This window comes from Geodermatophilus sp. URMC 61 (assembly GCF_052931555.1).
The window spans coordinates 5186620-5206227 of record NZ_JBRFHZ010000002.1 but is presented as its reverse complement, the minus strand read 5'-3'; the positions used below and the strand labels follow the sequence as shown (position 1 = coordinate 5206227).

Below are 19608 nucleotides of genomic sequence, written 5' to 3'. Positions count from 1 at the left end.
GGACGCATGACCCTCGGGCTGCTCGACCGCGCCCGCGCGGCGGCCCGCCCGCAGGTGACCGGCTCGGTCGTCGGCGCGATGGGCCTGACCCTCTCCGTGGAGGGCGTCGTCGCCGCCGTCGGCGACCTCGTGGAGATCAACCCGTCGCCGCGCGGCGGCCTGCTGGCCGAGGTGGTCGCCGTCTCCCGGGAGCGGCTGACCTGCATGCCGCTCGGTGAGCTCTCCGGCGTGCACGCCGGCGCGCGGGTGCGCGCCACCGGCATGCCGCTGCAGGTGCCGGTCGGCGAGGCGCTGCTGGGCCGGGTGCTCGACGGCCTCGGCCGGCCGGTCGACGGCGGCCCGCCGCTGGACCAGTCCCTGGAGTGGGTCGACCTGGCCAGCGAGACGCCACACGCACTGGCGCGCACCCGCGTCGAGGAGCCGCTGACCTCCGGCGTCCGCGTGCTGGACACGATGGTGCCCCTCGGCAAGGGCCAGCGACTGGGCATCTTCGCCGGCTCCGGCGTGGGCAAGTCGACGCTGCTGGCCCAGATCACCCGTGGCACGGACGCCGACGTCCGGGTCATCGGACTGATCGGCGAGCGTGGCCGCGAGGTGCGCGAGTTCCTCGAGGAGAACCTCGGCGAGGAGGGCATGGCGCGCACCGTCGTCGTCGTCGCGACCTCCGACGAGCCGCCGCTGGTGCGGCTGAAGGCGGCGTTCGTCGCCACCCGCATCGCCGAGGGCTTCCGCGACCAGGGCCGTGACGTGCTGCTGATGATGGACTCGATCACCCGTACCGCGATGGCCCAGCGCGAGGTCGGCCTGTCGGCGGGCGAGCCCCCGGCGACCCGCGGCTACCCGCCGAGCGTCTTCGCGATGATGCCCAGGCTGCTGGAGAAGGCCGGGACGGCGTCGGTCGGCTCGATCACCGGCCTGTACACCGTGCTGGTGGACGGCGACGACCACAACGAGCCGATCGCCGACACCGCGCGCTCCATCCTCGACGGGCACGTCGTGCTCACCCGCAAGCTCGCGACCGCCGGCCACTTCCCGGCGATCGACGTGCTCGAGTCGATCTCCCGCGTGGCCACCGCGGTCGTCCCGCCGGCGCAGATGGCCGACGCGCGCGAGGCGCGCCGGCTCATGGGCGCGCTCCGCGACGTCAGGGAGCTCATCGAGATCGGCGCCTACCAGGCCGGCACCGACCCGCTGGTCGACCGCGCCCGCCAGCTGGCGCCGGCCATCGAGGCGTTCCTGCAGCAGCCCACCGGCGAGCTCACGCCGGCCGGTGAGTCGTGGGCCTGGCTGAACCGCATCGTGAGGTCGGCATGACGCAGCTCGCAGAGTGCCGCCGACGGTCCTCAGCGACCTCGCCCTGCCGGTGAAGCGGGCCGCCTTCCGGCTGCAGCCGGTCCTCGAGCTGCGCCGCACCGAGGAGCGGGCGGCCGCGCTCGCCGCGGCCGAGGCCGCGCGGGCCGCCGCCGACGCCGACCGCCGGGCCACCGAGGCCGAGGCCGCGGTCGCCGCGGTGCTGCCCACGGGCCCGGTCGCCCCCGGCGCCTTCGCCGCCGCCATGGTGCTCGGCCGGCTGGCCGCCGAGGACGCCGCCGCGGCCCGGGCGCTCGCGACCGCGTCGGCCGAGCAGGCCCAGCTGGTCCGCGCGGCCTGGACGGCGGCCGCGCAGCGCACCAAGGGCCTGGAACGACTCCGGGAACGACACCTCCAGGCGGTGCGACTGGCCGAGCAGGCTGCCGAGGAGAGGACCGTGGACGACCTCGTCACCGGCCGCTCCGGCCGCCGCACCCGCACCGACGGGGAGGCGGCGTGGAGGGACTGACCGCGGTGCAGTCCCGGATCAGCGAGATCCAGGCCCGCTTCCTCGTCGCGCCCCGCCCGGCGGCCTCCGCCGGCTGGACCGCGGCCGCCACCGCCGCCGGGCTCACCGGCACGAGCGCGACCTCCGCGGCGACGGGCACCGCCACCGCCGGCGGCGCCTCGGAGGCGGCGGTCGTCGCCGAGGCGCGCCGGTACCTCGGCGTGCCCTACCTGTGGGGCGGCACCGACCCGGCCAAGGGCCTGGACTGCTCCGGCTTCACCAAGCTCGTGTACGGCAACCTCGGCATCGACCTGCCCCGCACGTCCTCGCAGCAGGCCACCGCGGGCACCGCCGTGGCCTCGCTGGCCGACACCCGCCCCGGCGACCTGGTGTTCTTCGACCACTCCCCGGGCCGTCCCGGGATCGACCACGTCGGAATCTACGTCGGCGACGGCAAGATGATCGCCGCCCCGCAGCCCGGCGAGGTGGTCAAGGTCCAGGACGTCGGCAACCCATCGGTCATCCGCCGCGTGCTCCCGGCCGAGTCGGCGTCCGCGGTGTCCGGGACGGCGGCCGGCGCGTCGCTGTCCGGCGTGCCGTACGCCGACCTGTTCACCCGGGCCGGCAGCCGGCACGGCGTCGACCCGGCTCTGCTCGCCGCGGTGGCCCAGCAGGAGTCCGGCTTCGACGCCTCGGCGGTCTCCCCCGCCGGCGCCCAGGGCCTCATGCAGTTCATGCCCGCGACCGCCCGGGGGCTCGGCGTCGACCCGTTCGACCCCGCCTCGGCCGTCGACGGCGCGGCCCGCTACCTCGCCGACCTGACGCGGCAGTTCGGCTCCACCGAGCTGGGCCTGGCCGCCTACAACGCCGGGCCCGGCACCGTCCGCCGCCACGGCGGCATCCCGCCCTACCCCGAGACCCAGGACTACGTGCGCAGCGTGATGAGCAAGGCAGAGGCCCTCCGATGACGACGCCCCTGGCAACGGCCGCGCCGGCGCCCGCCCCGGCCGCCGCGACCTCGGCCGGGACCGAGGCACCCGGCGGCGGCGAGCGCTTCGCCAGTGCTCTGGACACCGCCCTCGACGACGCGGTGTCCCGCGGGCAGGACGGCCCCCGTGGCCAGGAGCGCGCCACCGAGAGCGACGGCACGCCCGCCGGGGCGGCCCCCGAGGTCCCGGACGGCGAGCAGCCCACCGCCGAGCCGCCCGTTCCCGGACAGCCCGCCGTCTCCGGCGCCGGCATGCCGCCGGGCCTGTGGGCACTGCTCACGGGCATCGGCCCGGGCGCGCCCGGGGCGGCGAACGCCGTCGCGCCCGCGGCCGCCGGCCCCGCGATCGCGGCGGTGGCCGACGCCGTCGCGACCGGCACCGTGGTCGCGCCGCCGGTCGTCCCGAGGGGCGTCCCGGACGTCGTCCCCGCGGCGGTACCGCCCGCCGGCGTCCCGGCGCCCACCGCGACCGGGCTCCCGGCCGCCGCGGTCCCCGGCCCCGACGCGCCGGCGACCGACGCCGTCCTGCCCGGCACCCCCGTGCCGACCCCCGCGACCGCCGCGGCCGACCCGCTCCCGGGGGTCACCGTCGTGCTCGCCGCTGCGGACGCGCCCATGACCCCGACGGCGCCGGAACTCGTGGCCCCGGACAGCGTCGTCCCGCTCCCCCAGCCCGCCGCCGCCCCGGCTCCGGCCGAGGGTGCGGGCACCGGCACCGGCACGGCCCCCGACCAGGACGTCCCGGTGCCGACCCCGGCCCCCGCCGCCGCGCCGACCGCCGCGGCACCCGCTCCCGCCGTCCCGGTGGCGCCGCCGGTCGCGACCGCCGAGCCGGCCACCCCCACGGCACCGCCGGTCGCCGGTCAGGTCGCGCAGCAGGTCGCCGTCCTGCGGCACGGGCCGGACGGCACGCACACCATGACCCTGGTGCTCACGCCCGAGACCCTCGGGCCGGTCGAGGTCCAGGTGACCCTGAGCCAGGGCTCGGTCGACCTCGCGCTGAGGAGCGCCACCGAGGCCGGCCGCGCCGCGCTGCTCGACGCCCTGCCCGACCTGCGGCGGGACCTGGCCGCCGCCGGCCTCACCTGCACCGGCGCCTCGGTCGACCGGGACACCGGAGCGTCGTGGGCCTCCGCCCAGCAGCACGCCGCCGGCGACCGGGACGGCCGGCACGGGCAGCCCGACGGCCGCGGCCGGCCGTGGCTGCGCGGCGCCGAGGCCGACCCGGGCCGCCCCGCCCCCGGGACCACCGCCATCCCGTCGTCCGGCCTGGACGTCCGGGTCTGAGAGGAGCGATCGATGACCAGTCCCGTGTCCGGGGTGGGCGGCGCCCCCACCACGACCGCCACCAGCAGCGTGAACCGCACCGACCAGATGGGCAAGGACGTGTTCCTGCAGCTGCTGGTCGCGCAGATGCGCTACCAGGACCCGAACAGCCCGGCGAGCACCACCGAGTTCATGTCGCAGACCGCGACGTTCACCCAGGTGGAGAAGCTCGAGGAGATCGCCGCGCAGAACGCCTCCCTGGTGGCGCTGCAGCGCTCGCTGTCCGCCGGGGCCCTCGTCGGCCACACGGTGAGCTACACCGGCGAGGACGGCAGCACGGTGACCGGCACCGTCGGCTCGGTGAAGATCACCGGCGACGAGCCCAGCGCCGTCGTCGACGGCGTCGACGTCCCGCTCGGCCGGCTCACCGAGGTGTCACTGCCCGGCACCCGCTGACCTCCGCCGTCCCCGACCTCCCCGGCGGTTTCCGCGGAACCCGCCGTCCCTCCCGGCCGTCCCACTCCTGAGGAGCCCCTCCCCATGCTGCGTTCCATGAACTCCGCGATCGCCGGTCTGCGCGCCCACCAGACCAAGCTCGACGTCACCGGCAACAACATCGCCAACGTCAACACGGTCGGCTACAAGAGCAGCCAGACCGTCTTCGAGGACACGCTGTCCCAGGTCATGCGCAACGGTTCGGCCCCGCGCGCCGAGGCCGGTGGCACCAACCCGGCCCAGGTCGGCCTCGGCGTGAAGGTCGCCGGCATCACCACGAACTTCGAGCAGGGTGCGGCCCAGAACACCGGGCGGTCGACGGACTTCATGATCAGCGGTGACGGCTTCTTCGTCACCCGCGTGGGCAACGAGCAGCTCTACACCCGCGCCGGGTCGTTCAACTACGACGCGTTCGGCAACCTGGTCACCCCGGACGGCGGCGTCCTGCAGGGCTGGATGGCCGACGACGGCGTCGTGGACACCAACGGGGCGATCGAGCCGCTGAGCGTCCCCTTCGGTGAGGTCATGCAGCCGACGCGGACCCAGAACGGGCAGGTCGTCGGCAACCTGTCCAGCGGGGTGGCCGCCGGTGCCGCCTCGCAGGTCCAGACCCAGTTCACCGTGTACGACGCCCTCGGGACCGCCCGGCAGATCAGCGTCACGTTCACCAAGACCGGCGCCAACCAGTGGGACGTCGTCACCAGCGACGGCAACGGTGGCACCCAGACCACCGGACTGACCTTCAGCACGGCTCCGGGCAGCGAGGGCGAGCCCACGGCGGGCCAGACCGTCAGCTTCACGCCGTCGACCGGCACGTGGCCCGGGCCGATCACGATCGACCTCTCGGCGATGCGGCAGTTCGGTGGCGCCTCCTCGCTCGTGCCGGGTGACGTCGACGGCAACGCGATGGGCACCCTGCAGTCCATCTCGCTCAGCGGCGACGGCACGATCATGGGCGTCTACTCGAACAACCTGCGCGAGCCGATCGGCAAGCTGGCCCTCGCCACGTTCGCCAACCCCGGTGGTCTGGCCAAGGCCGGCAACAGCTCCTACCGGGTCGCCGACAACTCCGGCCAGCCCGCCATCGGCGAGCCCGGCGCGGGCGGCCGGGGCACCCTCATCGCGGGTGCCCTGGAGATGTCCAACGTCGACCTGGCCGAGGAGTTCACCGGTCTGATCGTCGCCCAGCGCGGCTTCCAGGCGAACAGCCGCGTCATCACCAGCTCCGACGAGGTCCTGCAGGACCTGGTCAACCTCAAGCGCTAGAGGACCCTCCACGGGCGCCGTACGGCCCGGTCCCTCCTCCGTGAGGGGCCGGGCCGCCGTCGTCCGCGCCCCGTGTCTCCGCAGGTCACCCCCCTCACCCGCGGGGGTGAGGCGCCCTGTTCGGCTCAAGGCGCGCCCGCGCCGCGCCGAAGACAACTGCAGACCGGCAGCCTGCGCGAGCGGTGGCCGTCACCCCCTCCCCGATCGAGCCAGAGGACCCCCCGTGATCCGTGTGACGCGCCTGAACGGAGAGCGGTTCGCGCTCAACCCCGACCTCGTCGAACGCGTCGAGGGCCACCCCGACACCGTCGTGTTCCTGGTCGACGGCACCAGGTACGTCGTCTCGGAGAGCGTGGAGGAGGTGCTCGTGGAGATCCGCGAGTACCGCGCCAGCATCCTGGCCACCGCCTACGAGATGGACCGCGGCACCTACCGCTCGCCCTCCCGTCCCGAGGAGTCCGACGCGAGCGCCGCCGTCGTCCCCTTCCCGGCCCGCGAGGAGCGCTGAGCCCTGTGGATCCCGCCACCCTGATCGGGTTCGTCGTCTCGCTCGTCGCCCTCCTGGTCTTCATGGTCCTGGAGGGGTCCGACCCGACGTCGCTGCTCTTCCTCCCGGCCATCGTGCTGGTCATCGTCGCCACCTTCGGCGCGGCGATGTCGAGCCAGACGATGGACGACCTCAAGAAGCTGCCCGGCTGGTTCAAGATGGCCATGATCCCGGCCAGGGTGCCGCCGGCCACCGACCAGATCCAGACCCTGGTCAGCCTCGCCGAGAAGGCCCGCAAGGAGGGCCTGCTGGCGCTCGAGGCGCAGGTCAAGGCGATCGAGGACCCGTTTCTGAAGCGCGGCCTGCAGATGGGCATCGACGGCACCGACCCCGAGGAGCTGCGCGCCGTCCTGGAGAGCGAGATCGCCGCCAAGAAGGCCGAGGACAAGGTCGCCGCGAAGTTCATGAACGCGATGGGCGGCTACGCCCCGACCATCGGCATCGTCGGCTGCATCGTCGGCCTGATGAACGTGATGGCCAACCTCAGCGAGCCGTCGTCGCTGGGCCCGATGATCGCCTCGGCGTTCGTCGCCACGCTGTGGGGCGTCATGGCCGCGAACTTCTGGTTCCTGCCGATGGGCGCCAAGATCCTGCGGGTCAGCGAGCTGCAGGCCGCGCAGATGGAGCTGCTCGTCGAGGGCATCGCGGAGATCCAGGCCGGCACCAGCCCGCGCGCCGTCCGGCTCAAGCTGAACTCGCTCATCCCGCCCAGTGAGCTGGCCAAGGAGGCCGCGTGAGTTCCGGCGGCCACGGCGGCCGCCGCCGCGCGAAGAAGCACGAGGAGGAGGAGCACGAGAACCACGAGCGGTGGATGGTGTCCTACGCGGACATGCTGACGCTGCTCTTCGTGCTGTTCGTCGTGCTCTTCGCGATGAGCCAGGTGGACAAGGAGAAGTTCGCCGCCCTGGCCAGCGGCCTGTCCGAGAGCCTCGGCGGCCCGATCACCGTGATGCCGGCGTCGAGCCCCGAGGGAGAGGTGCTCGACGGGCTCCCGGGGGCGATCGACATCGCCTCGGCCATCGTCCCGGAGGAGACCGTCGAGCAGGCGGAGGTCGACGCCGCCGCGGCGCAGGCCGCGCTCGCCGAGGCCCAACAGGTCGCGGCCGAGGCCCGGGCCGAGTACCAGGAGCTCTCGCAGGTGCGGGAGCGGATCGAGGCCGCGCTGGCCGCCGCCGGCCACGCCGGTGCGGCCCGCTTCGAGATCGACGAGCGCGGGTTGGTCGTGCACATCGTGGCCGACCAGGTGCTGTTCGACGCCGAGCAGGCGGTGCTGCGGCCGGAGGGCCGGCAGATCCTCGACGCCATCGCGCCCACGCTGCGCGACCTGCCCAACGCCCTGGGCGTCGAGGGCCACGCCAACCACCTGCCGGTCACCCCCGGCGGCCCGTGGCCCTCGAACTGGGAGCTGTCGGCCTACCGCGCGACGACCGTCGTCCGGTACCTGACGACCGACGGCGTCCCGGGGACCCGGATGGTCGCCAACGGCTACTCCGACACCCGCCCGTTGGTGCCGCCGAGCGACCCGAACTCCATCACCGTCAACCGCCGCGTCGACGTGGTGGTCCTGTCCGACGCCTCCGCCGAGGCCAAGGACCTGCTCCCCGGCCTCGACGCCGGGACGACCGACGCCGGCACCCCCCAGGAGGACACCCATGGCTGACAAGAAGAGCGCGAAGGACCAGGCCCCCGAGGACGATGAGGCGAAGGGCGGCGGCAGGAAGAAGCTGCTCCTCCTCGGCCTGGTCGCGGTGCTCGCGGTCGCCGGCGCGGCCTACTTCTTCCTCTTCGCCGGCAGCGGCGAGGCCGAGGCCGCGGAACCCGAGCACGGCGGGTACACCGCGCTGGAGCCGATCGCGGTGAACCTCGCCGGCGGCGGCTACCTCAAGGTCGGCATCACCCTGGAGTACACCGCGGCCGCGGCCAGCGGCGGGCACGGCAGCGGCGGCGTCGACGGCGCCAAGGCCCTCGACCTGGTCATCTCGACCTACTCGCAGGCCCAGCCGGCCGACGTCGTGGGCGCCCGCGAGGCGCTCAAGGAGGCCCTGGAGCAGAGGATCGTGGAGGCCTACACCGAGGACGGCGTCCCGATGGTCATGCACGTCTACCTCACGGAGTACGTCACCCAGTGACCACCGGGCCCCCTCGGGGAGCCCTCCCGCACCACCCGTCACACCCGTCCGCCCTGACCGGCGGCGCCCCGCGCCGCCGGTCAGGGCGGACTCGTTCCCCGCCGATGAACCTGGCGTGACCCGCCCCGAGAACGGAACCGCCCCCACCGGGCGCACCCGCCGCGGCGAACCCCGAACCTACGACTTCCGCCGCCCCACCAAGCTCTCCCGCGAGCACGTGCGGGTGCTGCAGATCGCCCAGGAGGCGTTCGCCCGGCAGACGACGACGGTCCTCACCACGATGCTGCGGACCAGCGCTCGACTGGAGCTGCTGCGCATCGAGCAGCACTCCTACGACGACTACGTCGCCTCGCTGCCCGACCCGTGCTTCATCGTGACGTTCTCGATCGAGCCGCTGGCCGGCAAGGGCGTGCTGGCCTACCCGCTGGACATCGCGATGGCCGCCGTCGACCACATGCTCGGCGGCTCGGGTGCCGCGGACCAGCCGGAACGGCCGATGACGGTCATGGAGACGGCGATCACCCACCACCTGCTCAACCGGCTGCTGCAGGAGTTCACCGCCGCCTTCTCGCACATCGTCGAGCTGCAGCCCGAGCTCAGCGAGGTCGAGTACAACCCGCAGCTGGCCCAGGCCGCGGCGGGCTCGGACACCGTGATGGTGGCCTCGTTCACCATCGGGATCGGCAGCCGTACCGGCGAGGCCACGCTGGTGCTGCCCTTCTCCTCCTTCCAGGTGCCGCTCGCCAACGCCGCCTCCCCTCAGCTGTCGGAGTCGGCCCAGGCCAAGCGGCGGCGCGCCTTCGAGGCCCTCAACGAGCGGCTCACCCACGTGCCGGTCGACGTCGGCGTGCGGTTCACCCCGCTCGAGGTCTCCTCCGAGGACCTGCTCTCCCTCGCGGTCGGTGACGTGCTGCTGCTGCGCCACCCGCAGGACGCGCCGCTGGAGGTCACCACCAACGACGTGACCTTCGCCTACGCCATCGCCAGCAACCACCGCCGCCGGCTGGCCGCCGCCATCGTCCCCACCCCGGCCACCTCCCAGAACCCAGCCCAGAAGGACACCGCATGACCGCCACCGTGGAGCACTCGCAGGCATCCGAGACCGTGATCGCCGTCGTGGCCTCCGCCGCGCGGGCCGCGGCCGGACTGGTGCCGGCGACGGCCGAGCTCGTCCCCGGCGCGCCGGTCAGCGACCCCGACGCCGTCCTCGCGCCGGCCACGGCCGCCACCGCGGTCGCGGCGCGGCTCTCCGGGGAGGTCAGCGGGGACGTCGTCCTCGTCCTCTCGGCCGAGGTCGTCGACGCCCTCGCCAACTCCCCCGTCGGCCCGATGGACGTCGCCGCCGCCCTGCGCCCGGCGCTCGAGGCCGCCGCCACCACGCTGGGCCGGGTGCGCGTCGGCGCCGAGCGCACCGAGGACCCGGACACCGCGATGGACGGGCTGCGGGACAAGGGCATGTTCGTCGCCGTCCCGCTGATGGGCGTGGGCGGCACCGTCGAGGCGGTGTTCGCGCTGCAGGTGACGCTGCCCCAGGCGCGCACCCAGCGCGGCAGCCTGGACCTGCTCCGGCACGTGGCCATGGAGGTCACCGTCGAGATCGGCCGCACCCGGATGACCGTCGGCGAGCTGCTCTCCCTGCACCCCGGCGAGGTCATCGAGCTCGACCGCGCCGCCAGCGCCCCGGCGGACCTGCTGGTCAACGGCACGCTGATCGCCCGCGGGGAGGTCGTCGTCGTCGACGAGGACTTCGGCCTGCGGATCAGCGAGATCGTCGCCGACGCCACCTCCGAGATGGGGGGTCGGCAGCCGTGACGTGGATGGTCATCCGGCTGGTGCTCTCGCTGGCCTTCATCGCCGCCGTCCTGTGGTTCGCCGCGCGCGTCGCGCAGAAGCGCGGCCTGGGCCAGGCCAACGGCCTCATCGAGGTCGTCGCCCGGCAGCGCATGGGCCGGGCCAGCAGCGTCAGCGTCGTCCGCATCGCCGACCGCGTGCTCGTCGTGGGCTCCACCGAGGAGCAGGTCACCCTGCTCGCCGAGGTGGACGGCGACGTCGTCGAGGAGGCCATCGCCGAGCGGCGACCGGCCACCGCGCCGCCGGCCGTGGCCGGCACCCCCGACGCGCTCGCCGGCTCGGTGTTCGACCGCAACGGGTGGACGACGTTCGTCTCCCAGCTGCGGGAGCGGACGGTCCGCCGCTGATGACCGCCTCCCCCGCTCCCGTCCGGGGCGTCCCGGTCGCCCGGCGCGTGGGGCTGGTCCTGCTGCTCGCGGCGCTGCTCGGCGTCGTGCTCACGCTGCTGGCCGGCCCGGCGTCCGCCGCCCCCACCGCGCCGGTCGAGCCGACGGCCCCGACCGCCCCCGTGGTCCCCGCCGTCGACGGCGGCGTGGACATCTCGATCGGCGGCGGCAGCCCCAGCACCTCGATCACGCTGATCCTCGCGATCACCGTGCTCTCGGTGGCGCCGGCGGTGCTGCTGCTGGCCACGTCGTTCACCAAGATCATCGTGGTCCTGTCGCTGACCCGGAACGCGCTCGGCATGCAGATGTCGCCGCCGAACACCGTGCTCACCGGCATCGCGCTGTTCCTGACCCTGTTCGTCATGGGGCCGGTGTTCTCCGACATCAACGAGACCGCCGTCCAGCCGTACCTGAACGGCACCATGACCGTGTCGCAGGCCTACGACGTCGGCGTCGTCCCGCTGCGGGAGTTCCTGCTGGACAACACCCGCGAGGACGAGCTGTCGCTCATGGTCGGGCTCTCCGGCGAGGAGGCCCCGACCGAGGCCGCGGACGTCAGCATGACGACGCTGGTGCCGGCGTTCGTGCTCTCCGAGCTCAAGAGCGCCTTCATCATCGGCCTGGTCGTCTTCATCCCGTTCCTGGTGCTGGACATGCTGGTCAGCGCCGCGCTCATGTCGATGGGCATGATGATGGTGCCGCCGGTGATCGTCTCCCTGCCGTTCAAGCTGCTGCTGTTCGTGGTGGTCGACGGCTGGGCGCTGATCACGACGGCGCTGGTGGGGAGCTACGGATGAGCGAGCGCGCGAGCTCATCGATGAGCACGGCAGTGCCGGGAGCGGCGGCGACGAGCGCCAGCGAGGAGTCGACGTGAGCGACGCCGACGTCACCGAGATCGCCGTCCAGACGATGCTGGTCGCCGCCAAGGTCGCCGCCCCCGTGCTGCTGACCGCGCTGCTGGTGGGCTTCCTCATCTCCCTGTTCCAGGCGGCGACGCAGATCCAGGAACCGACCCTGTCCTTCGTGCCGAAGGTCATCGCGGTCGCGATCGCGCTGCTGGTCACGGGCAACTGGGTGCTCTCGGAGCTGGTCAGCTTCACCCAGTCCCTGTTCGACTCGCTGCCCCGCCTGCTCGACCGGACGTAGCGGCCGTGGACCTCGAGGTCCCGGCGGGCACCCTGGCCGCGCTGCTGCTCGGCACCGCGCGCGCCACCGGCTTCGTGCTGCTGGCCCCTCCGTTCAACTCCAAGAGCATCCCGGCCCCGGTGAAGGGAGCGCTGGCGCTGGCCCTGTCGGTCGCGCTGATGACCCGCATCGCCCCGGGGTTGCCCGAGCCCACGACCGGCTTCCTCGTCGTCGGCGCGATCACCGAGGTCGCCATCGGCGCGGCGCTGGGCTTCGTGGTCCACGTGCTGTTCGCCGCCGTCCAGTACGCCGGCGACCTCATCGACCTCACCGGCGGCTTCTCCCTGCAGCCGGCCTACGACCCGCTCTCGATGACCACCAGCTCCTCGGTCGGCCGGCTGCACTACCTGCTGGCGACGACGCTGCTGTTCAGCAGCGGCGGCCACCTGCTGATCGTGCGCGGCTTCGCCACCTCCTACGAGGGGATGCCGGTCGGCGGGTCGGTGCCCACCGAGCAGCTGGCCCAGGTGCTCATCACCGCGCTGTCGATGATGTTCCTGGCCGCGCTGCAGATCGCCGGACCGATGGTGGCGGTGCTGCTGCTCGCCGACGTGGCGCTCGGACTGCTGTCGCGCGCCGCGCCCGCGCTGAACGTCTTCTCCTTCGGCTTCCCGGTGAAGATCCTGCTGACGATGGTCCTGCTGGGCCTGACCTTCCCGCTGCTGCCCCCAGCCCTGGACACGCTGCTCGAGCACGCGGCCCGGGCGATGGTCTCCCTCCGGAGCGGGTGACGGTGCGCGGGTACCGGACGGCGGCGCTCCTCCGGCGAGATCGGCGATGCCGCCCGGCTGCGCCGTCCCCAGCGTGCGAGACCGCCGAACTCGCCGGTCCCGGGAGGAGGTGAGCCGTGGCCAAGGACGGACCGGGTGGGGAACGGACAGAGGCCCCCACTCCCCAGCGGCTCAAGAAGGCGCGCAAGGAAGGTCAGATCCCGCGGACCCAGGAGCTGGGGACGTGGGCCGGCGCCGCGGCGGCGAGCTTCCTGCTGCCGGTGCTGGTGGGCAACGCCTTCGACGAGGTCGGCCGGATGTTCGTGCAGGTCGGCGTGGTCGTCGAGCGGCCGGAGGTCGAGGCCGTCACCGCACTGCTGAGCCAGGCGCTGGACACCTTCGTCACCGTCGCGCTGCCGATGGCGGTCGCCCTGATGGTGGTCGGCGTCGCGGCCTCGGCCGCCCAGGGCGGGGTCACCGTCAGCGGCAAGCCGGTGAAGCCGACGCTGCAGAAGCTCAACCCCCTGCCGGGCATCAAGCGGATGTTCGGCGGGCACGGCCTGTGGGAGGCGACCAAGGCGGTCATCAAGACCGCGGCGCTGGGCACGGTCGTCGTGATCACCAGCGACAAGGCCCAGGCACTGGTGTCGTCGTCCGGTGCGCTGCCGCTCTCGGCGGTCACCGCCACCTTCACCGACTCCGCGGTCCTGATGATCCGCGTCGTGGCGGTCACCGGCCTGGTGATCGCGATCGCCGACTACGTCGTCGTCCGCCGGCAGACGATGAAGCAGCTCAAGATGACCAAGTACGAGATCCAGCAGGAGCACAAGAACTCCGAGGGTGACCCGCACGTAAAGGCCCAGCGCCGGGCCACCCAGATGGCGATGTCGCGGAACCGGATGATGGCCGAGGTCGCCACCGCCGACGTCCTGCTGGTCAACCCCACCCACGTCGCCGTCGCGCTGAGGTACGAGCCCGACCGCGGCGCTCCCCGGGTCGTCGCCAAGGGCGCCGACGAGGTCGCGGCGAAGCTGCGCGAGCGGGCCGCGGAGGCGCGGGTGCCGCTGGTGCAGGACGTCCCGCTCGCCCGTGCGTTGCACGCCTCCTGCGAGATCGGCCAGGAGGTGCCCGCGCAGCTGTTCACCGCGGTCGCACGGGTGCTGGCGTTCGTCATGCAGCTGTCGGCGCGCGGCGTGCGCGGGGGCTTCCACCGGCCCGGCTTCGCCGCCCCGGACGTCGAGGGGCTGCCGCGCGCCGGCGCACGTCGCTGACAGAGGACCCTCCTGCCCCCCACCACTCGCAGGCTCGCGGTGGGGCCCGCAGGAGGGCCGACGGGGCGGCTGGGGCGGGCGTGACGGCTGGGGCGGACGGCGGTGCCCCGGGGTGGGCGCTCTGCCGATGAGGGGTCCGTGCAGAAGCTGACGAAGGCCGCCGTCCCCATCGGCGTGGTGGCCATCGTCCTCATGCTGGTCGTGCCACTGCCCGCCGCGGTGCTGGACCTGCTGCTGGGCCTGAACATCACCGCGTCGCTGCTGATCCTGCTGGTCGCCATGCAGATCAAGCGGCCGCTGGACTTCGCCGTCTTCCCGTCGCTGATCCTCATCGCGACGCTGTTCCGGCTGGCGCTCAACGTCTCCTCGACGCGGCTGGTGCTGACCGACGGCTACGCCGGCAAGGTGATCGAGGCCTTCGGGCACTTCGTGATCGGCGGCTCGCTGATCGTCGGCCTGGTGATCTTCGTGATCCTCACGATCATCCAGTTCGTCGTGATCACGAACGGTGCCGGCCGCGTCGCCGAGGTCGGCGCCCGCTTCACCCTCGACGCGATGCCCGGCAAGCAGATGGCGATCGACGCCGACCTCAACGCCGGGCTGATCGACGAGCAGCAGGCGCGCAGGCGGCGCACCGAGGTCACCTCCGAGGCCGACTTCTACGGCTCGATGGACGGTGCCTCGAAGTTCGTCAAGGGCGACGCCATCGCCGCCATCATCATCACGCTGATCAACCTCATCGGCGGCATGGCCATCGGCGTCATACAGCTGGGCATGGCCCCGGCGGACGCCGTCTCCACCTACTCGCTGCTGACCGTCGGCGACGGCCTGGTCTCCCAGATCCCCGCGCTGCTGCTGTCCACCGCGACCGGCATCATCGTCACCCGCTCGGCCTCCGACGGGGACATGGGCACGGACCTGCTGGCCCAGCTCGGCCGCTTCAGGCAGCCGGTGCGCATCGCCGGCGGCGCCGCGCTGGCGCTGTGCCTGATCCCCGGCCTGCCCAAGCTGCCGTTCCTCGTCATCGGTGGGCTCTTCCTGCTCATGGCCTCGCGCATGCAGGAGACCCCGGACGTCGACGAGGACGCCGACCCGCAGGCCGCCGTGGACGACGAGCCCCGCCCGGACTCCCCCGAGGCCATCGCCGAGAAGATGCGGGTCGACCCGCTGGAGCTCGAGGTGGCCTTCGACCTGGTCGACCTGGTGGACGCCTCCCGCGGCGGCGACCTGCTCGACCGCGTCAAGGCGCTGCGCCGGAAGGTCGCCATGGAGACCGGCCTGGTGATCCCGCTGGTGCGCACGCGCGACAACCTCGACCTGCCCGCCTCGCAGTACGTCATCTGGCTCAACGGCGTCCCCGCGGCCAAGGGCACCTCGCCCGCCGGCACGGTCCTGGCGATCGGCGACATGCTCGACGCACTGCCCGGCCGGGCCACCCGCGAGCCGGTGTTCGGGCTGCCGGCGAAGTGGGTGCCGGTCGAGCTGCAGCGGCAGGCCGAGATGGCCGGCGCCACCGTCGTCGACCGTTCCTCGGTCATCACCACGCACCTGGCCGAGGTCGTCCGGCAGAACGCCGCCGACCTGCTCGGCCGGGAGGACGTGCGGCTGCTGGTCGAGATGGTCAAGCGGACCCACCCGATCGTCGTCGAGGAGTTCACCCCCACGCTGCTCACGCTGGGCGAGATCCAGCGGGTGCTGCACGGGCTGCTCGCGGAGAACGTCTCGATCCGCGACCTGGTGCGCATCTTCGAGGCGCTCTCGGTCCGGGCGAGGGTCTCCACCGACGTCGACGGCCTGGTCGAGGCCGCCCGCGCGGCGCTCGGGTCGGCGATCAGCCAGCCCTACGTCACGCCCGACGAGCGGCTGCACGTCATGACCCTCGACCCGGCGTTCGAGCAGCGTCTGCTCGAGGCGGTGCGGCAGAGCGAGGCCGGTCAGGTCCTCGCCCTGGACGCCGGCACGGTCGACGCGCTGGTCAACGGGTGCAGCGGCCTGCTGACCGACGCGGAGCGGCTGGGCCTGTCCCCCGTGCTCGTGTGCTCGCCCCAGGTCCGGGCCGCGCTGTCCCGCCTCATGCGTCAGGTCCTCCCCCGCCTGCCGGTGATCTCCTATACGGAGGTCTCCCGCACGGCCCAGATCGAGTCACTGGGAGTGGTGAACGGTGCCGTTGCCGTCCGTTGAGGCCGCCTCCCGCGAGGGCGCCATCGCCGCCGCACGGGAGAAGTACGGCTCGTCCGTCCGCATCGTCGGCATCCGCCGCGTCCGCACCGGTGGGGTGATGGGCTTCTTCACCACCGAGCGCTTCGTCGCCGAGGTGGAGGAGATCGCCCCGCCACCGGTGGTCGAGCGCCGACCCGCGTCGAAGGCCGAGTCGATGGCGCGCATCGAGGCCGCGCTGCGCCGCGACCCGGTGCTGCCCGACCCGGTCGACGAGGTCGCCGACCTGCTCGGCGGCGGCGCCGGCCAGCCCTCCGTGGGGCTGTACTCGCGCACCTCCGCGCCGCGCGCCGCCCGTCCGGCTGCGGCGAGGGGCTTCCGCAAGGCCCCCGCCCCGGCTGCGGCTCCCGCTGCTCCGGCGGCACCGGCGCCGGAGCCGGCTGCTCCCGTGGCGGACGACGCCGCGCTGCCGCCGTCGCCGTTCACCGCCGCGCTGGCGCAGATGGTGGCCCGGGACGTCGACGTGCGCGAGGCCGTGGACGAGGCGATCGCCGCCGTCGCGACCGCCGCTCCCGCCCCGGCGCCCGCTCCCGCCCCGGCGCCGGCGGCTGCTCCCGCTGCTCCGGTTCCTCCCCCGGCTCCCGCGGCTGCTGCGCCGACGCCCGCACCCGTCGCCGTCCCCGCCGCGGCCGTCGGGGCCGACGACCCGTTCGACGACGGGGACGCGGGGCTGGACATCCTCTGGGGTTCGGCTCCCACGCCGGCTCCTGCTCCGCAGCCGACCGGCGTCCCCCAGCCCGCTGCGGCTCCGGCACCCGGTGCGGAGCCGGCGGCCGTCGTCCCCCCGGTGCTGGCGCCGCAGCCCGAGCCGCTGCCCGAGTGGGTGCACGAGCCGGACTTCAGCACCGGGCCCATCACCTCCCGCGAGGAGGCGATCGCCGAGGTGCTGCGTGCGGCCCTGGCGCACGACACGTCGGACGCGGCGCTGACCCAGCTGCTGCGCGGCGTGCTCGTCGGCTCCCCGGAGGACGAGCCCGACGCTGCTGCGGCCGACGACGTGTGGGCCGAGGCCGACGCCTGCGCGCACACCGCCGAGATCCCGGTGTGGGTGGACGCGACCGCCGAGGCCGACGAGTGGGAGGTGGAGGCCGAGGTCCTGGCCCCGACCGCCAGCGACCCGGCTCCGCTGCCGCTGCCCGCCGACGCCACCACGATCCTGCCGCCGCTGTCGCTGCTGCCGCCGCCGGCGCCCGGGACCGCGCTGGCCGTCCCGCCGCTGCTGGGCCGCCCGCCCGTGCCGCCGGCGATCGGCCGCACCCCGGGGCAGTCGGTGGCCCGGCTGGCGCCGCCGTCCGCGGAGGCCCTGGCCACCGTGACCCGGCTGCCGGTGGACAAGCGCGCCGCCTGGCGCCGGTCGGCGCCGATGGTGGTGCCGTCGGTCCGCGGGCGGTCGACGTCCGGGGGCAACAGCGGCCCCGTGCCCGGTGCCGCCGAGGACGCCCTGGTCCTCGAGCTGCTGGAGCTGGGCGTGCCCGAGCGGCTGCTCGGCGCGGACTTCGCCGCGGACGTCGCCCGGCGCGGCGCCTACGCCGCGCTGACCCGCGCCCTCGCCGCCGGCCTGCCGGCTGCTCCCGCGGTGCCCTCCGGGGCCGGCGAGGTGCTGCTGGTCGTCGGCCCGGGCGTGGAGACCCTCGCCGCTGCCCGCTCCCTGGCCGCCTCGATGCGGCTGGACGGCGAGCAGCTGCAGTGGGCCTCCCGGGGTGACCTGGCCGCGCTGGCCCCGCGCAGCAACCGGATCACCAGCATCGACACGGCCCTCGAGCGCAAGCAGGAGGCCGACCGGTCGAGCGCGCTGACGATCGTCGCCGTCGACGTCCCGCTGCGCGCCGGTGGTGGTGCCTGGCTGGAGCAGATGGTCGCGGTCTTCGCGCCGGTCGGGGTGTGGGCGGTCGTCGAGGCCACCCGCAAGCCCGAGGACGTCGGCCCGTGGCTGGACGCGCTGCCCCGCGTGGACGCGCTCGTGGTCCAGGACACCGACCTGACCGCCGACCCGGCCGCGGTGCTCGGCCGCACCGCCACGCCCGTGGCCCTCCTCGACGGGGTGCGGGCGACCGCCCACCGCTGGGCCTCGCTGCTCTGCGAGCGACTGGAGAGCGCGGGGGCATGAGCCCGCTGCGCTGGGACGTGCTGGCGGTGTCCTTCGTCCTGGCCCTCCCGGTGCTCGCGCTGGGTCTGCGCGGCGACCTCGGCGTGCACGACGTCGTCACGCGGCTGCCGTGGTGCCTGGCGGCGGGCTGGGGTCTGGTGGCGCTGCTGCGCTGGGCCGCCACCCCCCGCCCGTCGGCTCCCCGTGCCGCCGCCGACGAGGACCCCGATGCCGCGGCACCCTGACCCCGGCGCTCGCCCTCTCGCTGAGCGAGCCACTCTCGCGCGGTTCCTGCAGCACACGCGCTGGTGCAGCGGCGTCATCGCACACGGAACAGCGCGAGAGTGGCCTCTTTCCACAGATCCGGTCGCCGCCGCCCGTGACCTGAGGGCCACCACGAAGCTGGGCGGGTGACCGCCTCGGAACCCGACCCGCCGTTCCTGCTGCGCCGGGCAGACGCGTTGACGACCGGTTACGACGACGCGGAGCTCGCCCGGATGGTGCGCCGCGGTGAGCTGCGCCGGCTGCAGCGCGGCACGTACGCACACTCGCCGGCGGAACTGCCCACGGACGCCGTTGCGCGGTACCGCCTCACCGTGCTGGCCACGATCCCTGGACTCCGCTCACCGGCGGCGGTGAGCCACCTCTCGGCCGCGGTCCTGCACGGCCTGCCCGTGTGGGGTGTGCCCCTCGACCGCGTGCACGTCACTCGTCGCCCGCCGGCGAACGGCTCCGGCAGCACCCGGCTGCACCAGCACGTCGGCAGGGTGCCCGCCCACCACCTCACCGTGGTCGACGGTCTGGTCACCACGAGCGTCGCCAGGACCGTCGTGGACGTCGCTCGGTCGGCGCCCTTCGAGTCAGCCGTCGTCCTCGCCGACCGTGCGCTCCGGGCGGGCGGCAGCACGCGGCAGGACCTGCTGGACTGCCTCGCGACCATGGGGCGGGTCCCCGGGATCCGAGCGGCCGCCCGCGTGGTCGACTTCGCCGACCCGTTGAGCGAGAGCGTGGGCGAGAGCCGCAGCCGGGTGCTCATCCACCGGCTCGGTCTCGCCGCACCCGACCTGCAGGTACGGGCCCGCCGCCGCGACGGCAGCGTCATGGCGCGCTGCGACTTCGGCTGGGAGGAACACCGCACGCTCGGGGAGTTCGACGGGCGGGTCAAGTACGGCCGGCTGCTCCAGCCGGGACAGGAACCGGGCGAGGTCGTCTTCCAGGAGAAGCGGCGGGAGGACGAGCTGCGCGACCACTGCTGGCAGGTCGCCCGCTGGACGTGGGACGACCTGGACCGGCCCCGCGTCCTGGGCGATCGCCTGCTGCGGGCCTTCGCGCGGGGCCGCCGCTGACTCCCGCGCGGTTCCCCAGTGCCCCGCGCCGGTGCAACGGCGCGACGACGAGGGGAACCGCGCGAGA

The 19608-nt window shown here is 74.2% G+C and carries 21 protein-coding genes; all 21 read left to right on the top strand.

What is annotated here, in order from left to right; translation table 11 throughout:
- The first annotated feature begins 6 nt into the window (after nucleotides 1-6).
- The 21 genes from ACU610_RS24380 to ACU610_RS24280 all read left to right on the top strand — a co-directional run bounded on the left by ACU610_RS24380 (nucleotide 7) and on the right by ACU610_RS24280 (nucleotide 19541).
- Nucleotides 7-1314 (top strand): FliI/YscN family ATPase, encoded by a 1308-nt coding sequence (locus tag ACU610_RS24380; protein WP_446770269.1) that lies wholly within the window; start codon nucleotides 7-9, stop codon nucleotides 1312-1314.
- Nucleotides 1315-1327: 13 nt separating this feature from the next.
- On the top strand, nucleotides 1328-1819 hold the full coding sequence (locus ACU610_RS24375) for a flagellar export protein FliJ (protein ID WP_446770268.1): 492 nt from the start codon (nucleotides 1328-1330) through the stop codon (nucleotides 1817-1819).
- Nucleotides 1807-2766, top strand: a complete 960-nt coding sequence (locus tag ACU610_RS24370) for a transglycosylase SLT domain-containing protein (protein WP_446770267.1) — start codon at nucleotides 1807-1809, stop codon at nucleotides 2764-2766. The genes ACU610_RS24375 and ACU610_RS24370 overlap by 13 nt, the downstream gene beginning before the upstream one ends.
- Entirely contained in the window at nucleotides 2763-4073 is a 1311-nt protein-coding gene (locus tag ACU610_RS24365) for a flagellar hook-length control protein FliK (RefSeq protein WP_446770266.1), read from the top strand. The genes ACU610_RS24370 and ACU610_RS24365 overlap by 4 nt, the downstream gene beginning before the upstream one ends.
- Nucleotides 4074-4085: 12 nt before the next feature.
- Nucleotides 4086-4508 carry a flagellar hook capping FlgD N-terminal domain-containing protein gene (locus tag ACU610_RS24360; RefSeq protein ID WP_446770265.1) on the top strand — a complete coding sequence of 141 codons (423 nt, stop codon included), beginning with the start codon at nucleotides 4086-4088 and terminating at the stop codon, nucleotides 4506-4508.
- 84 nt (nucleotides 4509-4592) lie between these two features.
- Nucleotides 4593-5813, top strand: coding sequence for a flagellar hook protein FlgE (locus ACU610_RS24355; RefSeq protein WP_446770264.1), 1221 nt, complete (start codon nucleotides 4593-4595; stop codon nucleotides 5811-5813).
- A 223-nt stretch (nucleotides 5814-6036) separates the two neighbouring features.
- A complete protein-coding gene (locus tag ACU610_RS24350; RefSeq protein WP_446770263.1) occupies nucleotides 6037-6321 on the top strand; it encodes a flagellar FlbD family protein in 285 nt (94 codons plus the stop codon).
- 5 nt (nucleotides 6322-6326) lie between these two features.
- Nucleotides 6327-7097: a flagellar motor protein gene (locus ACU610_RS24345; RefSeq protein WP_446770262.1), complete on the top strand. Its 771-nt coding sequence runs from the start codon at nucleotides 6327-6329 to the stop codon at nucleotides 7095-7097.
- Nucleotides 7094-8020 (top strand): flagellar motor protein MotB, encoded by a 927-nt coding sequence (locus ACU610_RS24340; protein ID WP_446770261.1) that lies wholly within the window; start codon nucleotides 7094-7096, stop codon nucleotides 8018-8020. Before ACU610_RS24345 ends, ACU610_RS24340 begins: the two co-directional genes overlap by 4 nt.
- On the top strand, nucleotides 8013-8489 hold the full coding sequence (locus ACU610_RS24335) for a flagellar basal body-associated FliL family protein (RefSeq protein WP_446770260.1): 477 nt from the start codon (nucleotides 8013-8015) through the stop codon (nucleotides 8487-8489). Before ACU610_RS24340 ends, ACU610_RS24335 begins: the two co-directional genes overlap by 8 nt.
- Before the next feature lie 115 nt (nucleotides 8490-8604).
- Complete coding sequence (locus ACU610_RS24330; RefSeq protein WP_446770259.1) at nucleotides 8605-9558, top strand: flagellar motor switch protein FliM; 954 nt, start codon at nucleotides 8605-8607, stop codon at nucleotides 9556-9558.
- The gene (gene fliN / locus ACU610_RS24325; RefSeq protein ID WP_446770258.1) at nucleotides 9555-10301 is read left to right on the top strand and encodes a flagellar motor switch protein FliN; all 747 of its coding nucleotides are present in this window, start codon (nucleotides 9555-9557) and stop codon (nucleotides 10299-10301) included. Before ACU610_RS24330 ends, fliN begins: the two co-directional genes overlap by 4 nt.
- Nucleotides 10302-10306: 5 nt before the next feature.
- Complete coding sequence (fliO, locus tag ACU610_RS24320; RefSeq protein WP_446770751.1) at nucleotides 10307-10687, top strand: flagellar biosynthetic protein FliO; 381 nt, start codon at nucleotides 10307-10309, stop codon at nucleotides 10685-10687.
- Entirely contained in the window at nucleotides 10687-11523 is an 837-nt protein-coding gene (gene fliP, locus ACU610_RS24315) for a flagellar type III secretion system pore protein FliP (RefSeq protein WP_446770257.1), read from the top strand. The genes fliO and fliP overlap by 1 nt, the downstream gene beginning before the upstream one ends.
- A 73-nt stretch (nucleotides 11524-11596) precedes the next feature.
- Nucleotides 11597-11872: a flagellar biosynthesis protein FliQ gene (fliQ, locus tag ACU610_RS24310; protein WP_091223336.1), complete on the top strand. Its 276-nt coding sequence runs from the start codon at nucleotides 11597-11599 to the stop codon at nucleotides 11870-11872.
- A 5-nt stretch (nucleotides 11873-11877) separates the two neighbouring features.
- Nucleotides 11878-12642: a flagellar biosynthetic protein FliR gene (fliR, locus tag ACU610_RS24305; RefSeq protein ID WP_446770256.1), complete on the top strand. Its 765-nt coding sequence runs from the start codon at nucleotides 11878-11880 to the stop codon at nucleotides 12640-12642.
- A gap of 116 nt (nucleotides 12643-12758) precedes the next feature.
- Entirely contained in the window at nucleotides 12759-13892 is a 1134-nt protein-coding gene (locus ACU610_RS24300; protein WP_446770255.1) for an EscU/YscU/HrcU family type III secretion system export apparatus switch protein, read from the top strand.
- A gap of 138 nt (nucleotides 13893-14030) precedes the next feature.
- A complete protein-coding gene (flhA, locus tag ACU610_RS24295) occupies nucleotides 14031-16073 on the top strand; it encodes a flagellar biosynthesis protein FlhA (RefSeq protein WP_446770254.1) in 2043 nt (680 codons plus the stop codon).
- Nucleotides 16054-18216, top strand: coding sequence for a hypothetical protein (locus ACU610_RS24290; protein ID WP_446770253.1), 2163 nt, complete (start codon nucleotides 16054-16056; stop codon nucleotides 18214-18216). Before flhA ends, ACU610_RS24290 begins: the two co-directional genes overlap by 20 nt.
- The gene (locus tag ACU610_RS24285) at nucleotides 18213-18440 is read left to right on the top strand and encodes a hypothetical protein (RefSeq protein WP_446770252.1); all 228 of its coding nucleotides are present in this window, start codon (nucleotides 18213-18215) and stop codon (nucleotides 18438-18440) included. Before ACU610_RS24290 ends, ACU610_RS24285 begins: the two co-directional genes overlap by 4 nt.
- A gap of 165 nt (nucleotides 18441-18605) precedes the next feature.
- Nucleotides 18606-19541: a type IV toxin-antitoxin system AbiEi family antitoxin domain-containing protein gene (locus tag ACU610_RS24280; protein ID WP_446770251.1), complete on the top strand. Its 936-nt coding sequence runs from the start codon at nucleotides 18606-18608 to the stop codon at nucleotides 19539-19541.
- Nucleotides 19542-19608: the final 67 nt, after the last annotated feature.

Coding starts and splice junctions, on each gene's coding strand:
- fliO (WP_446770751.1), top strand. CDS start 10,307: ATGGTCATCCGGCTGGTGCTCTCGCTGGCCTTCATCGCCGCCGTCCTG.
- ACU610_RS24335 (WP_446770260.1), top strand. CDS start 8,013: ATGGCTGACAAGAAGAGCGCGAAGGACCAGGCCCCCGAGGACGATGAG.
- ACU610_RS24285 (WP_446770252.1), top strand. CDS start 18,213: ATGAGCCCGCTGCGCTGGGACGTGCTGGCGGTGTCCTTCGTCCTGGCC.
- fliP (WP_446770257.1), top strand. CDS start 10,687: ATGACCGCCTCCCCCGCTCCCGTCCGGGGCGTCCCGGTCGCCCGGCGC.
- ACU610_RS24360 (WP_446770265.1), top strand. CDS start 4,086: ATGACCAGTCCCGTGTCCGGGGTGGGCGGCGCCCCCACCACGACCGCC.
- fliN (WP_446770258.1), top strand. CDS start 9,555: ATGACCGCCACCGTGGAGCACTCGCAGGCATCCGAGACCGTGATCGCC.
- ACU610_RS24365 (WP_446770266.1), top strand. CDS start 2,763: ATGACGACGCCCCTGGCAACGGCCGCGCCGGCGCCCGCCCCGGCCGCC.
- ACU610_RS24355 (WP_446770264.1), top strand. CDS start 4,593: ATGCTGCGTTCCATGAACTCCGCGATCGCCGGTCTGCGCGCCCACCAG.
- ACU610_RS24380 (WP_446770269.1), top strand. CDS start 7: ATGACCCTCGGGCTGCTCGACCGCGCCCGCGCGGCGGCCCGCCCGCAG.